Source organism: Arthrobacter sp. TJ-217 (assembly GCF_058269255.1).
In genome coordinates, this window is the sequence record NZ_JBZCNJ010000001.1 from 522,405 (window position 1) to 536,822 (window position 14,418).

A 14,418-nucleotide genomic window follows, 5' to 3' on the forward strand; every position below is an offset into this window, starting at 1 on the left:
GTTTGCCGGGCACCGGACGAAAGGCGCGGTGATCACGATGGTTCAACCCCTTCCGAAGAATGCGATAGTCGTTGGAATCGATGAGGGCCAGTCGCACCGTTCAGCCCTCGACTGGGCAGCGACGCGGGCCCAGCAGCTGCGCCGCCCCCTGGTCCTCCTCCACGCCCTCGACGACACCTGGGCAATGCCCGAGTACGCCTTCTACGAGAACCTCACCACGCATGCCCGGACAATGCTCCAGAAGGCGGCAGAACACGTTCGGGAGTTCACGCCGTCGGTGCAGGTGAGCACGCAGGTGGAAATGGGGTCAGTGACATCGGTGATGGGTGCGGTTTCGGCACAGGTTGAGCTGATCGTGGTCGGCGGGCACCGGCCCGGCGTGCTCGGCGGCCTCGTCCCCGGAACAACAAGCCTCCAGGTCGCAACGCGCAGCCTGTGCTCGGTCGCGGTGATCCCCACAGCCGACCTCGTCCGCAGGTCCGGCGTGGTGGTTGGTGTTGACGGCTCCGACCACTCCCTCGAGGCTGTCGCCATTGCCGCGCGCGAAGCCGACCGGCTCGGCGAGGAACTGCACGTCGTCTATTCGTTCACCCCGCCGGACAACTGGGTCTACAGCTTCATCCCCAACGAGACCTTCCTGCGGCGGATGGAGGAAGCCGAAGAGGTTGTCCTCTCCGAGTCTGTCGCCGGGCTCGGAGAGCGTTACCCGGACCTCGTGATCAGTAAACACCTCGACACCCACCGCTTCCCCGCCGAGGCGCTCCTCGCCGCGGCGGACAAGGCGCAGCTGCTTGTGCTTGGCAGCCGCGGGCGCGGGGTCCCCCACAACCGGTACCTCGGCTCGGTGAGCCACAAGGCACTGCTCTGGCTGCCCTGCGCAACCTTCGTCTGGAGGAACCCGCAGCAGCGGCAGCAACCCGGGAACGCCGAGGTGCAGGGGCTCGGCGCACGAATCAGCCAGCGCGCGCGATCGCGGCGCGGCGCCTACCGCCGCGCCGAAGGCCGGTAGCCTTGGACCATGAGCCCTGAACAGCCGGTATCCCCAAGCACCCCCGAGCGCCGGGAGGTCACCATCCGCCGGGCGCCGCGGTTCGCCCCCTTCATGGGGCTCGGCGCGGTGCTGGGATTTCTCGCGGCACTGATCGTCGCGTATACCGGACCGGGCGACCCAACGCTCACCCGGGAGTCGGCCCTCGGCTTTTTCACGGTTGTCTTCACCATCCCCGGCCTGATGCTCGGAGCGCTCGTGGTTCTCCTCCTCGACCGGCGCAGCGTCCGCCGTGCCCAGCGTGCCCAGGTGGAGCGGACGTACGACGACGAGGCCTAGCAGTCTCCGCCGGGTCATCCGGCTCCTCCCCGCCGTCGCAGTGCAGGGACCCGCTGCCGCTCGTGAGAGAATGATGCAATGGTGCGCGGTGATGGAAAACTTACCCACGATCTTCTCCCCCACGAAAAAGGCCCCCAGGACGCCTGCGGCGTTTTCGGAGTTTGGGCACCGGGCGAGGAGGTAGCCAAGCTCACCTACTACGGCCTTTACGCCCTGCAGCACCGCGGCCAGGAGTCAGCCGGCATCGCCACGAGCGACGGATCGCGGATCAACGTCTACAAGGACATGGGCCTCGTTTCCCAGGTCTTCGACGAAACCACCCTGAACACGCTCACCGGCCACATGGCCGTCGGCCACTGCCGTTACTCGACGACCGGCGCATCACAGTGGGCCAACGCGCAGCCCACCCTCGGCGCCACCGCCATGGGCACCGTGGCGCTGGCACACAACGGCAACCTCACCAACTCGGCCGAACTTTACGAGATGGTCCTTGAGCGCCACGGAAAGCCGCGCTCCGGCGAGATTGCCCAGGGCAACACCACCGACACGGCCCTCGTTACAGCCCTGCTGGCCGGGGAAGAAGGCTCATCCCTCGAAGAGACAGCGATGGAGCTGCTGCCGAGCATCCAGGGCGCTTTCTGCTTCGTGTTCATGGACGAAGGCACCCTCTATGCCGCACGGGACACCTACGGCGTGCGCCCGCTGGTCCTTGGCAGGCTCGAACGCGGCTGGGTTGTCGCCTCCGAACAGGCCGCCCTCGCCACAGTCGGTGCGAGTTTCATTCGGGAGATCGAACCGGGCGAGTTCATCGCCATCGACGAGGACGGCGTGCGCTCCCGCCGTTTCGGCATGCCCTCACCGGCCGGCTGCGTCTTCGAATACGTGTACCTGGCCCGGCCCGACGCCGCGATCGCCGGGCGCTCGGTGTACGAGTCCCGCGTGGAGATGGGCCGGCAGCTGGCCAGGGAAAACTCGGCGCAGGCAGACATCGTCATTCCCGTCCCTGAATCGGGCACGCCGGCGGCGGTCGGGTTTGCCGAGGAGTCCGGGATTCCCTTCGCCCACGGCTTCGTGAAGAACGCCTATGTGGGACGCACGTTCATCCAGCCGAGCCAGACCCTCCGGCAGCTGGGCATCAAGCTGAAGCTGAACGCCCTCGAATCGGTCATCCGCGGCAAACGCATCATCGTCGTCGACGACTCGATCGTGCGTGGCAACACGCAGCGCGCCGTGGTGCGGATGCTGCGTGAAGCCGGCGCCGCCGAGGTGCACGTCAAGATCTCCTCGCCGCCTGTGCGCTGGCCGTGCTTCTATGGGATCGATTTCGCCTCGCGCGCCGAGCTGATCGCCAACGGGGCCGCGGTCGACGAGATCAGCAAGTCGATCGGCGCCGACAGCCTGGCCTACATCTCCGAGGACGGGATGATCGACGCGACACGCCAGCCGCGCGAACGCCTCTGCACCGCGTGCTTCACCGGGCAGTATCCGATCCAGCTCCCCGGATCGGACCGCCTCGGCAAGAACCTCCTCGAGCGCGTGAACCCGTCCGACAAGACCGGCGCAGACGGCTGCGACCCGGGACCGGGCAGTGAACTCGAAGCTGTACTGACCGAAGAAGACAAGAAAGAACGGGTATGAGCGCCTCCCCCAATCCCATCACCTATGCAAGCGCCGGCGTTGACGTCGAAGCGGGCGACCGCGCCGTCGAACTGATGAAGGACGCCGTGAAGGCCACCCACGGCACCGAGGTGCTTGGCGGGGTCGGCGGGTTCGCGGGACTTTATGACGTGTCGCGCCTGCTCACCTACCGCAAGCCGCTGCTCGCCACCTCCACCGACGGCGTGGGAACCAAGGTGGCCATCGCCCAGGCGATGGACATCCACGACACCATCGGTTACGACCTCGTTGGAATGGTCGTCGACGACATCGTGGTGGTGGGCGCCGAACCGCTCTACATGACCGACTACATCGCCTGCGGGAAGGTGGTGCCGGAGCGGATCGCCGACATCGTGCGCGGAATCGCCGCTGCCTGCTCCGTTGCCGGCACCGCGCTCGTCGGCGGGGAAACCGCCGAACACCCCGGGCTGCTTGGGGAACACGAGTACGACGTCGCGGGCGCGGCAACGGGCGTCGTCGAGGCGGACGCCCTGCTGGGCCCGGCCCGGGTCAGGGACGGCGATGTGGTGATCGCCATGGCCTCCTCCGGCCTCCACTCAAACGGGTACTCGCTGGTGCGCCGGGTCATCAACCAGGCCGGATGGGCCCTCGACCGCCAGGTATCGGAACTGGGCAGGACCCTCGGCGAAGAACTGCTCGAACCGACCCGGATCTACGCGGCCGACTGCCTCGACCTGGCACGCCATCTTCCGGCCGCAGTGCACGGCTTCAGCCATGTGACCGGCGGCGGGCTTGCCGCGAACCTGGCCCGTGTGCTCCCGCACGGCCTCGAGGCAACGGTCGACCGCTCCACCTGGGAACTTCCGCCCGTCTTCAAGCTCATCTCCGAACTCGGCAGCGTCCCGCTTCCCGACCTCGAGCGCACGCTGAACCTCGGCGTGGGAATGGTCGCGATTGTCGGAGCGGAAGGGGCGGACGCCGCTCTGGCCCGCCTCGCCGACCGCGGAGTCCCCGCCTGGGCAATGGGCACCGTCGGTGCCGGACGCGGCGAAGGCTCAGGACCCGACTACGTCCAGGGCGCCAAGGGCGTCGACGGCGGAGCGGTGCAGCTGCTCGGCGGCTACGCCTGACACGGCCGTCGGCCCGTCCCCGGCTGCAGGCAGGGGACGGGCTGACCGGCGGATGTCGGGTGGGTCAACACCGAGGGATTAACGAGCTGAGGCGATGCACAGGGTGCATCGCCTCAGCAACGAACGAACCGGTTGGAGCAATCCACCGGAGCGAAGGAAGAAATTCAGAACCGCGAGCGTCTATGGGGTGCTCGCACAAACCGGCTGGTCAGCCGGTGCGGCGGGAGCCGTCTTCTCCGTCGTCGTCGAACTCATCGGCGTACTTGTCCGCATACTCCGAATAATCCGGCTCGGCCGGTTCAAGAGGTTCGGTACGCCGGTTCGAGGCACGACTGCCTGGGCCTGTGAGCTCGCGCTGCAGTGCCGTGTAGTCAGTCGCCGGGCTGAAGTACTTCATGTCCCGGGCCTGCTTTGTAGCTTTTGCCTTTTGACGGCCGCGCCCCATGGCGTGACCCCCTTTGTGCGTCGATCCGGAGGTGGTCACTGGGGCACGAGGCCCAAGGCTGCAGCGAGGCCCCGGAGTATTTGGTCAATTTATCGTAACTATAGGTTACATGCTTTGTGGTGCGTAAGCGTCCGCTTGTGATCAGCATGACTTGAGATTGGGCAATTCCCTGTTGGCGCGGCGGGTTAGGCGCGGAATAGCCCCTCAGCGCCGGGAATTTGGATAGAGTCAAGGCCGAAATGCAATATGGCCGGCACCCAGGCGCCAAGACTGTCGAGGAGACAACCGTTCGATGAGTGACAAGGAGAACGCGGTGCCGGGCCCGGAGGAAACCCCAGAGCCGGAGCTCGTGAACCCCGATGACGTGGTTCTCTCCGATGCCGCGGTGTCGCAGGAAGCGCTCGAGCCGGAGCTGACGGTCTCCCCCGAGGAACTCGCACTGACCGAGCCTTCCCTTGAACCGGCCCGGATCAGCGAGGAGACGGCCGAGGCTGCGTCCCTGGAGGCCGCTGCCGCCGAAGCCCGTGCAGTAGCGAAGGAGGCCGAGGAGGCAGGAACCCTCGTGGCCGGCCCCCTTCCGGCCGAAGCGCCGGTCGTCGAGGCCGCACCGTCCGGAACCGCTCCCGCAGGGGGTGCCGCCGGTGACACGGAAACGCCGGATCCAGCGGACGACACGAATTCTTCCGATTCAACAGGCGGCACAGGCGCGTCCGATACTGCGGACGGCACCGGTGCGTCCGAGGCCGTTCACGTCACGCGTGCGCCCGGGAGCATGGAAGCCGTCCCCGGATCCGGCGACTCCGGTGAAACCCCGCGCCCGGCCGCTGACACCCCGGTGACGGCGGCGGGAACGGACGACTCCGAGGGTGCGGACTCCGGCCTGGCCGCAGCCGGTGCTGCATCCCCGGTCGCAGCGGGTGCCGCGGAGGTCCCGGTCACCGTCTGGCCTGCCGGGCCCGGTCTTGGCGCAGGAACCGACCCTGCCGCGGTCGGCGCGAGCGAGAATCAGGGCGGCGGCGCCCCGCACACTGCCGGCGCCCCTGCCGCAGCTGCCGCACCTGCCGACTCCGCAGCTTCCGCACCTGCCGACTCCGCACCTGCCGACTCCGCACCCGCGGACTCCACACCTCCGGCACGGACGCCGTGGATCCCGGACGGTGAGGGTCCTTCGGCCGGCCCGGTGGCCGCGGGCGCGCATCCGATCCGCCCCCGGAACCGCAAGAGCTCAGGCAAGCGGCCGGTGGTGCTGATCCTCGCGGCAGCGCTGGTGCTGATCGCACTTTTGGTATGGGCAGTTGTGGCGCTCGTGGCACGGCTGTCCGGGCCCGACGCTTCGGCTGCCGTGATACCGACAACGGCCGGTGCAGACGGGATCATCGCCGAGGACGTCTCCACAACCAGCGTGGAACCGGGGCAGTGCCTCCTCGATTTCTCCGGCGCCGACCAGAACGTGACAATCGTGACCTGCACGACGCCGCACCACGCCCAGCTGCTCGCCTCCGAGTTCTATCCGGACGACGCCGACTTCCCCGGGCGCGACCAGCTCGGCGCCCGCGCGAAGGCCGCGTGCGACGCCGCCGACATCAACGAGGGCGCCGCAGCGGCGGCCGGAGAGATCACCCTCCTCCACGTCACTCCCACGGAGGGCTCCTGGGCTGACGATGACCGCCGCGTCGACTGCTTCGCGGTGTCCGAGGCGGCCACCCTCAGCCGGAGCCTGCTTAACTGACGCTTCCCGACCGGCACCTCCCGAACTGACGGCCGGCCGCCTAGGCGGCGAGCCGGTGCAGGCTGAGTCCGTCGTTGTCTCCGCCGTCAAGGGACTCCGCGCCGTCGGCCCGGTCCACAAGGACCGTGTCGCCGTCGATGATCCCACCCGCGAGCAGTTCGCGTGCAAGCCGGTCGCCGATCTGGCGCTGCACCAAGCGGCGCAGCGGACGGGCACCATAGGCGGGATCAAAACCGGTCAGCGCGAGCCATTCGCTCGCCGCCGGCGTCACCTTGAGCGTGAGCCTGCGGTCCTGGAGTCGCTTTGCGAGAGCCGAGACCTGAAGGTCAACGATCTTGGACAGCTCATCGAGGCTCAGCGCGTCGAACATGATGACGTCGTCGAGACGGTTGAGGAACTCGGGGCGGAAGCTCGCGTTGACCGTCCGCATGACTGCTTCGCGGCGCTGGGCGTCATCAAGGGCCGGATCCACGAGGAACTGCGAGCCGATGTTCGAGGTGAGCACGAGGATCACGTTGCGGAAATCCACGGTGCGCCCCTGGCCGTCGGTGAGCCTGCCGTCGTCGAGCACCTGCAGGAGGATGTCGAAGACCTCGGGGTGCGCCTTCTCCACCTCGTCAAGCAGCACCACGCTGTACGGGCGCCGGCGCACCGCCTCGGTGAGCTGGCCGCCCTCCTCGTAGCCCACGTAGCCCGGAGGCGCTCCGACGAGCCGGGCCACCGAATGCTTCTCGGAGTACTCGGACATGTCGATGCGCACCATCGAGCGTTCGTCGTCGAACAGGAAGTCCGCCAGCGCCTTGGCAAGCTCGGTCTTGCCGACACCGGTGGGACCGAGGAACAGGAAGGAGCCGGTGGGCCGGTTCGGGTCGGACACCCCGGCGCGGGCACGGCGCACCGCGTCCGAGACCGAGGCGACGGCCTTGGCCTGTCCGATGAGCCGGGAGCCGATAACCTCCTCCATGTGCAGGAGCTTCTGGCTCTCGCCCTGGAGCATGCGGCCGGCCGGGATGCCGGTCCATGCGGAGATGACCTCGGCGATGTCGTTCGCCGTCACCTCTTCGGCGACCATCAGCTCCGGGGCGTCCCCCGCCGATTCCTGTTCGGCGGCCTGCGCCTCATCGAGTTCGCGCTGCACCTGCGGGATCTCCCCGTACAGGATGCGCGATGCCCTCTCCAGGTCGCCCTCCCGCTGGGCCTTGTCGGCCTGCGAGCGCAGCTCGTCGAGCGAGGCCTTGAGGTCGCCCACCCGGTTCAGGCCCGCCTTCTCGGCCTCCCACCGGGCGTTGAGCGCCGTCAGCTCCTCCTGCTTGTCCGCCATCGCGGCCCGCAGGTCCTCGAGGCGTTCATGGGAGGCCTCGTCGGTTTCCCGCTCCAGGGCCAGCTCCTCCATGCGCATCCGATCGATGGCGCGGCGCAGCTCATCGATCTCCACCGGGGCGGAATCGATCTCCATGCGCAGCCGGGACGCGGCTTCATCAACAAGGTCGATGGCCTTGTCGGGCAGCTGCCTGCCCGAGATGTAGCGGTTGGAGAGGGTTGCCGCGGCCACCAGCGCCGAGTCGGCGATTGAAACCTTGTGGTGTCCCTCGTAGCGCTCCTTGAGCCCGCGGAGGATGCCGATCGTGTCTTCGACGGACGGCTCGCCCACGTAGACCTGCTGGAACCTGCGCTCAAGCGCCGGATCCTTCTCGACGTTCTCGCGGTACTCATCCAGGGTGGTCGCCCCGATCATGCGCAGCTCACCGCGGGCGAGCATGGGCTTGAGCATGTTCCCGGCGTCCATCGACCCTTCCGAGGCACCGGCGCCCACCACGGTGTGGAGCTCGTCGATGAAGGTGACGACCTGCCCGTTGGAGGAGCGGATCTCCTCGAGGACCGCCTTGAGCCGCTCCTCGAATTCGCCGCGGTACTTCGCGCCCGCGACCATGGAGCCGAGGTCGAGGCTGATCAGCGACTTCCCGCGCAGCGACTCGGGCACGTCCCCGGCGACGATCCGCTGGGCGAGGCCTTCCACGACGGCGGTCTTGCCGACGCCGGGCTCACCGATCAGCACAGGGTTGTTCTTGGTGCGCCGCGAAAGGACCTGCACCACCCTGCGGATTTCCGCGTCGCGCCCGATCACCGGGTCCAGCTTGCCCTGGCGTGCGATTTCGGTGAGGTCGACGCCGAACTTCTCGAGGGCCTGGAACGTGTTCTCGGGGTCCATTGAGGTGACCTTCCGGTCCCCGCGCACGTTGGGCAGCGCGGCGGCGAGGGCGTCGCGGGAAATCCCGGCCCCCCGCAGGATCCTGCCGGCGGCTCCGGCGTCGGATGCCAGCCCGAGCAGCAAATGTTCGGTTGAGACAAACTGGTCCCCCAGCGCCTCCGCCTCCTGCTGGGCGGCAGTAATGACCTGGAGGGCGCCGCGGGAGAACTGCGCCTGCGCAACGGATGTCCCCGAGGACGACGGCAGCGCACGGATCGCCGAGCTCGCCTGGACGCTGATGTCGTCGGGCGAGGCGCCCGCGGCCTTGAGCAGCGCGACGGCGATGCCCTCACGCTGGTCCATCAGGGCTTTGAGGAAGTGGGCAGGTTCAACCTGGGCGTTGCCCGCCGTGGAGGCGTTCATCGCCGCTGCCGAGAGGGCCTCTTGGCTCTTGGTGGTGAATTTGGCGTCCATTGGCACATCCTTTTCTTCAGGCGCGTCACCGCGGCACTCATGCAAATGCTTAAGTTGAGTGTACCTGACTCAACTTATTTTCGCCGTTCTTCAGGGCGGACTTCGCTCACGGCGAAGCGGGTTTTGCCTGTATCTTTGGCCGCGTGGCGCTGTGATTAAGATCAAACGTTTCGGGGGTTGCCACGAGCAGAAGATACCCTCTTTAGGCCCGCCAAACCGGACACGGCTCCGTGCTGCACGGCGGGCCGCTAGCTGGCGTTGCCTCCATCAACCTGAGGGAAGAATGAGTACAAGAGCTGAAGCACCACCGGGTCCCATCAAGGACACCACTGACACCGACGGGGGCCGGACACCCGGCCGAACCCGAACCAACCGGACCGTTTTCTTCGGCTCCGCCGTGGGAATCCTCGCGATCGCCGCCTGGGCAATGATCTCGACCGAAAATGCCGAGGCCGTCATCGGCTCGATGGTCGGCTGGGTTTCGACGAACATGGGCTGGTACTACTTCCTCGTGGTCACCCTCGTCGTCGTCTTTGTCCTCGTCGCCGCGCTGACGCGGGTCGGCAGGACCAAGCTGGGCCCGGACCACTCGAAGCCGCAGTTCAGCATGTTCACCTGGGGATCGATGCTGTTCGCGGCGGGCATCGGCATCGACCTGATGTTCTTCTCGGTCTCCGAGCCCATCACGCAGTTCCTCGCTCCCCCGCAGGGCGATGGAGGAACTGCCGAGGCGGCGCGCCAGGCCATGGTGCTCACCCTGTTCCACTACGGGATCACCGGCTGGGCCCTCTACGCGCTGATGGGCCTCGCCCTGGGCTACTTCGCCTACCGGCACAACCTGCCGCTGAGCATCCGCAGTGCGCTCTACCCCATTTTCGGCAAGAAGATCGACGGTCCGCTCGGGCACACGGTCGACATCGCCGCACTGCTGGGCACCATCTTCGGCATCGCGACCTCCCTGGGCATCGGCGTCGTCCAGCTCAACTACGGGCTCAACGTGATGTTCGGGCTCCCCGAAGGTCTTGCCACCCAGATCGGCCTGATCGCCGTCGCCGTCGTCATGGCCACGGTCTCGGCGGTCTCGGGCGTGGAGAAGGGCATCCGGCGCCTGGCCGAACTGAACGTCGTCCTGGCGATCGGACTCATGCTCTTCGTCCTCATCAGCGGCAAGACGGCCTTCCTGCTCGACGGCATCATCCAGAACACCGGCGACGTGCTCAGCCGATTCCCGGGCATGACCCTCGACACCTTCGCCTACGACCGGCCCGACGAGTGGCTGAGCGCGTGGACGCTGTTCTTCTGGGCGTGGTGGATCGCCTGGGCGCCCTTCGTGGGGCTGTTCCTGGCACGCATCTCCCGCGGCCGCACCATCCGGCAGTTCGTCCTCGGCACCATGATCGTGCCGTTCGCCTTCATCCTGCTCTGGATCTCCATTTTCGGAAACAGCGCCCTGGACCTGGTGCTCGGCGGCGGCGCCGCCTTCGGCGAGACGGCGATGAGCCAGCCCGAGCGCGGTTTCTACTCGCTGCTCGAGCAGTACCCGGCCGCGCCGATCAGCGCCGCCGTCGCCACCTTCACCGGCCTGCTGTTCTACGTGACCTCCGCCGATTCCGGTGCCCTGGTCATGGCGAACTTCTCGTCGCACCTGAAGGACGCCGACGCCGACGGCCCGCGCTGGATGCGCATCTTCTGGGCCGTCGCCACCGGCGTCCTCACCCTGGCCATGCTCATGGTCGGCGGCATCACCACCCTGCAGAACGCCACGATCATCATGGGCCTGCCCCTGTCGATCCTGCTGCTGTTCATCATGCTCGGCCTGTACAAGGCGCTGCGCGTTGAGAACACCCTGGCCGACAGCTACCGCTCGAGCCTTCCCGGCATTATGTCCGGCCGCGCCGGAGAGGGCCGGGGCCGAAACTGGCGTCAGCGCCTCTCCCGCGCCATGACCTACCCCGGCCAGCGGCAGGCCAACCGCTTCGTCGACACCGTCGCCCAGCCCGCTCTCCAGGAGGTGCACGACGAACTGCGTGCCCAGGGCGCCGCGGTCAGCCTCGCGACCGGCCTCGTGGAGTCATGCGGAATCCGCCACGTCGACCTCAACGTCGGCCTCGGCGAAGAGCGCCCCTTCAAGTACCAGATCTATCCGGTGCAGTACGAGACGCCGTCGTATGCCCCGCGGAGCGCCTCGGTTGACGAGAAGTACTACCGCATGGAGGTCTTCTCCCTTGAGGGAAGCCACAGCTACGACCTCACCGGCTATACCAAGGAGCAGGTCATCACCGACGTGCTCGACCACTACGAAACGCACCTTGAGTTCCTGCACCTCAACCGCGAAGCGCCGGGCAACACCGCGCTGGCGGACGAGAAGGCGGCCAAGGACAACTGGGAATCCGACTTTCCCCTCCAGGAGGAAACCAAGTGACTGAGACAACACTGTTCATCGGCGGCGAGTGGAGTGCCGCCTCCGACGGCGGAACCCGCGACATCCTGAACCCCGCCGACGGCGCCCTCGTGGCAACCGTCGCCGAGGGCACCCGGGAGGACGCCCTGCGCGCCATCGCGGCGGCCCGGAAGGCATTCGACGGCGGCGAGTGGGCTTCGGTGCCCGCTCCCGAGCGTGGGGACTTCCTGCTCCGGGTTGCCGCTGAACTGCGGGAGCGCAAGGAGGAGTTCGCCCGCGCCGAATCCCTCGACACGGGCAAGCGGCTCGTGGAGAGCCGGATCGACATGGACGATATCGCCAATTGCTTCGCCTACTTCGGCAAGCTCGCCGGGCAGAACGCGGGCCGGATCGTCGACGCCAACAACCCCAGCGTGGTCAGCCGGATCGTCTACGAGCCGGTGGGCGTTGCCGCGCTGATCTCCCCGTGGAACTACCCGCTGTTGCAGGCCGCCTGGAAGATGGCGCCGGCCCTCGCCGCTGGCTGCTCCTTCATTCTCAAGCCCAGCGAGCTCACCCCCTCGACGGCCATCCTGATGATGGACGTTCTGGACAAGCTTGGCCTGCCCAAGGGCGTGGCCAACCTGGTGCTGGGTCCCGGCGCCGTCGTCGGAGCCCCGCTCTCGGAACACCCTGACGTCGACATGGTCTCCTTCACCGGCGGCCTCGAGACCGGCCGGAAGATCGCCGCCGCCGCCGCGGGAACGGTCAAGAAGGTCGCACTCGAACTCGGCGGGAAGAACCCGAACATCATCTTCGCCGACGCCGACTTCGACGCCGCCCTGGACAATGCACTGAACGCGGCGTTCGTGCACTCCGGCCAGGTCTGCTCGGCCGGGGCGCGCCTGCTCGTCGAGGAGTCAATTGCCGACCGGTTCGTCAACGAACTCGTGGAGCGCGCGGAGCGGATCCGCCTCGGTGGGCCGTTCGATGAAGATGCCGAGACCGGCCCCCTGATCTCCGCCGCCCACCGCGACAAGGTCACCGCCTACGTGCAGAAGGGCCTCGAGGAGGGCGCGCGGCTGCGCTGCGGCGGAACCTGGGGCGAGGGCGAGCTGGAAAAGGGCTTCTACTACACCCCCACCGTGCTCGACCAGGTCACCCGCGGCTCCTCGGTGCTCGTCGACGAGGCCTTCGGGCCGGTTGTCACAGTCGAAACCTTCAGCAGCGAAGACGAAGCCGTTGAGCTCGGCAACGACACCCACTACGGGCTGGCGGGGGCCGTCTGGTCCCAGGACGCCGGGAAGTCCCAGCGGGTGGCCGCACGCCTGCGCCACGGCACCATCTGGATCAACGACTTCCACCCCTACCTTCCGCAGGCCGAATGGGGCGGTTTCGGCTCCTCCGGGGTCGGCAGGGAACTTGGGCCCACCGGTCTGGCCGAGTACCAGGAAGCCAAGCACATCTACCACAACATCGAACCCGCCGTCACCGGCTGGTTCCAGGCACGCGTGAGCGAGGAGACAGCATGAGCGACCTCACGAAAACCGAATTCGACTACATCGTCGTCGGCGGCGGCTCGGCCGGAGCCGCCGTCGCCGCCCGGCTGAGCGAGGACCCCTACGTGGAGGTGGCCCTCGTCGAGGCGGGGCCGGACGACCGCGGCAACGAGGCGATCCTGAAGCTCGACCGCTGGATGGAACTCCTCGAGTCCGGCTACGACTGGGACTACCCGGTGGAGCCCCAGGAGAACGGCAACTCCTTCATGCGCCACGCCCGCGCCCGGGTCATGGGAGGGTGCTCGAGCCACAACTCGTGCATCGCCTTCTGGGCCCCGCGCGAGGACATCGACGAGTGGGAGCGCAGGTTCGGCGCCGAGGGCTGGAACGCCGACACGGCCTATGCGCTGTACAAGCGGCTCGAATCCAACGAGGACGCCGGACCGGACGCCCCGCACCACGGCGCCGACGGCCCCGTGCACCTCATGAACATCCCCGCCGAGGACCCCTCGGGCCGGGCCCTGCTCGACGCCTGCGAGCAGGCCGGCATTCCCCGCACCCGGTTCAACACCGGCGAAACGGTCATCAACGGCGCCGGCTTCTTCCAGATCAACCGTCAGGCCGACGGAACCCGCGCGTCGTCGTCGGTCTCCTACATCCACCCGATCATGGAGCGCTCCAACTTCACGCTGCTCACCGGGCTGCGCGCCCGCGAGCTTGCCTTCGACGCCGACAACCGGTGCACCGGCGTGGACGTGGTCGACTCCTCCTTCGGGCGCACCTCCACCCTGACCGCGCGCGCCGAGGTCGTCCTCTCGACCGGCGCCATCGACTCACCGAAGCTGCTGATGCTCTCCGGCATCGGGCCCGCCGAGCACCTCGCCGAGCGCGGCATCGCGGTGCGCGTCGATTCCCCCGGCGTCGGCTCGAACCTCCAGGACCACCCCGAGGGCGTCATCCAGTGGGAGGCGAAAAAGCCGATGCCGGAGACCTCCACCCAGTGGTGGGAGATCGGGATCTTCACCACCACCGAGGAGGGGCTCGACCGTCCCGACCTGATGTTCCACTACGGGACCGTCCCGTTCGACATGCACACCCTCCGTCAGGGCTACCCCACAACGGAGAACGGGTTCTGCCTCACCCCCAACGTCACCCACGCCCGCTCGAGGGGCACGGTGCGCCTGCGCAGCCGCGACTACCGGGACAAGCCCATGGTTGACCCGCGCTACTTCACCGACCCGCACGACATGCGGGTCATGGTGGCGGGGATCCGGCTTGCCCGCGAGATCGTCGCCCAGCCCGCCATGGCCGAGTGGGCGGGAGCGGAACTGTACCCGGGCATCGGCGTGCAGACCGACGAGGAGCTCCAGGACTACATCCGCAGGACGCACAACACCGTGTACCATCCCGCGGGAACGGTGCGCATGGGCGCCGTGGACGATCCGATGTCACCGCTGGACCCCCAGCTGCGCGTCAAGGGCGTCACGGGCCTGCGCGTCGCTGACGCCTCGGTCATGCCCGAACTCACAACGGTAAACCCCAACATCACCACGATGATGATCGGCGAGCGCTGCGCCGACCTCATCAAGGCGGACCGCGCGGCGCTCGTCACAGTGGCGGCCGGCTGAT

At 67.8% G+C, this 14,418-nt stretch carries 10 protein-coding genes; 8 read left to right on the forward strand and 2 right to left on the reverse strand.

All coding sequences use genetic code 11. The features are described from left to right. The first annotated feature begins 37 nt into the window (after positions 1-37). The 4 genes from AC4D2R_RS02635 to purM all read left to right on the forward strand — a co-directional run bounded on the left by AC4D2R_RS02635 (position 38) and on the right by purM (position 4,074). Positions 38-1,009, forward strand: a complete 972-nt coding sequence (locus AC4D2R_RS02635; RefSeq protein ID WP_490937195.1) for a universal stress protein — start codon at positions 38-40, stop codon at positions 1,007-1,009. 9 nt (positions 1,010-1,018) lie between these two features. Then, complete coding sequence (locus AC4D2R_RS02640; protein WP_490900685.1) at positions 1,019-1,327, forward strand: hypothetical protein; 309 nt, start codon at positions 1,019-1,021, stop codon at positions 1,325-1,327. Between the two features lie 78 nt (positions 1,328-1,405). Further along, a complete protein-coding gene (purF, locus tag AC4D2R_RS02645) occupies positions 1,406-2,965 on the forward strand; it encodes an amidophosphoribosyltransferase (RefSeq protein WP_490900683.1) in 1,560 nt (519 codons plus the stop codon). Next, complete coding sequence (gene purM, locus AC4D2R_RS02650) at positions 2,962-4,074, forward strand: phosphoribosylformylglycinamidine cyclo-ligase (protein WP_490937197.1); 1,113 nt, start codon at positions 2,962-2,964, stop codon at positions 4,072-4,074. Before purF ends, purM begins: the two co-directional genes overlap by 4 nt. Positions 4,075-4,282: 208 nt before the next feature. On the opposite strand, the gene AC4D2R_RS02655 is transcribed toward purM, so the two are convergent. Further along, the gene (locus tag AC4D2R_RS02655) at positions 4,283-4,519 is read right to left on the reverse strand and encodes a DUF3073 domain-containing protein (RefSeq protein WP_490900681.1); all 237 of its coding nucleotides are present in this window, start codon (positions 4,517-4,519) and stop codon (positions 4,283-4,285) included. A gap of 292 nt (positions 4,520-4,811) precedes the next feature. Between AC4D2R_RS02655 and AC4D2R_RS02660 the strand changes: the two genes are divergently transcribed. Continuing rightward, a complete protein-coding gene (locus AC4D2R_RS02660; protein ID WP_490937199.1) occupies positions 4,812-6,248 on the forward strand; it encodes a hypothetical protein in 1,437 nt (478 codons plus the stop codon). A gap of 40 nt (positions 6,249-6,288) precedes the next feature. Here the strand turns inward: AC4D2R_RS02660 and clpB are convergent, their stop codons facing one another. Beyond that, entirely contained in the window at positions 6,289-8,910 is a 2,622-nt protein-coding gene (gene clpB, locus AC4D2R_RS02665) for an ATP-dependent chaperone ClpB (protein ID WP_490937201.1), read from the reverse strand. A 283-nt stretch (positions 8,911-9,193) separates the two neighbouring features. Between clpB and betT the strand changes: the two genes are divergently transcribed. From betT to AC4D2R_RS02680, 3 genes are read left to right on the forward strand one after another with little or no spacing between them, the layout of a single operon-like run. Continuing rightward, the gene (gene betT, locus AC4D2R_RS02670; RefSeq protein ID WP_490937203.1) at positions 9,194-11,332 is read left to right on the forward strand and encodes a choline BCCT transporter BetT; all 2,139 of its coding nucleotides are present in this window, start codon (positions 9,194-9,196) and stop codon (positions 11,330-11,332) included. Then, positions 11,329-12,822 (forward strand): aldehyde dehydrogenase family protein, encoded by a 1,494-nt coding sequence (locus AC4D2R_RS02675; protein WP_490937205.1) that lies wholly within the window; start codon positions 11,329-11,331, stop codon positions 12,820-12,822. Before betT ends, AC4D2R_RS02675 begins: the two co-directional genes overlap by 4 nt. Then, on the forward strand, positions 12,819-14,417 hold the full coding sequence (locus AC4D2R_RS02680; RefSeq protein WP_490937207.1) for a GMC family oxidoreductase: 1,599 nt from the start codon (positions 12,819-12,821) through the stop codon (positions 14,415-14,417). Before AC4D2R_RS02675 ends, AC4D2R_RS02680 begins: the two co-directional genes overlap by 4 nt. The last annotated feature ends 1 nt before the right edge of the window (position 14,418 follow it).

Excerpts from the sequence above, each read along its gene's own strand:
- clpB (WP_490937201.1), bottom strand. The coding sequence starts at position 8,910 with ATGGACGCCAAATTCACCACCAAGAGCCAAGAGGCCCTCTCGGCAGCG.
- AC4D2R_RS02655 (WP_490900681.1), bottom strand. The coding sequence starts at position 4,519 with ATGGGGCGCGGCCGTCAAAAGGCAAAAGCTACAAAGCAGGCCCGGGAC.
- AC4D2R_RS02680 (WP_490937207.1), top strand. The coding sequence starts at position 12,819 with ATGAGCGACCTCACGAAAACCGAATTCGACTACATCGTCGTCGGCGGC.
- purM (WP_490937197.1), top strand. The coding sequence starts at position 2,962 with ATGAGCGCCTCCCCCAATCCCATCACCTATGCAAGCGCCGGCGTTGAC.
- AC4D2R_RS02640 (WP_490900685.1), top strand. The coding sequence starts at position 1,019 with ATGAGCCCTGAACAGCCGGTATCCCCAAGCACCCCCGAGCGCCGGGAG.
- purF (WP_490900683.1), top strand. The coding sequence starts at position 1,406 with ATGGTGCGCGGTGATGGAAAACTTACCCACGATCTTCTCCCCCACGAA.
- AC4D2R_RS02635 (WP_490937195.1), top strand. The coding sequence starts at position 38 with ATGGTTCAACCCCTTCCGAAGAATGCGATAGTCGTTGGAATCGATGAG.
- betT (WP_490937203.1), top strand. The coding sequence starts at position 9,194 with ATGAGTACAAGAGCTGAAGCACCACCGGGTCCCATCAAGGACACCACT.
- AC4D2R_RS02660 (WP_490937199.1), top strand. The coding sequence starts at position 4,812 with ATGAGTGACAAGGAGAACGCGGTGCCGGGCCCGGAGGAAACCCCAGAG.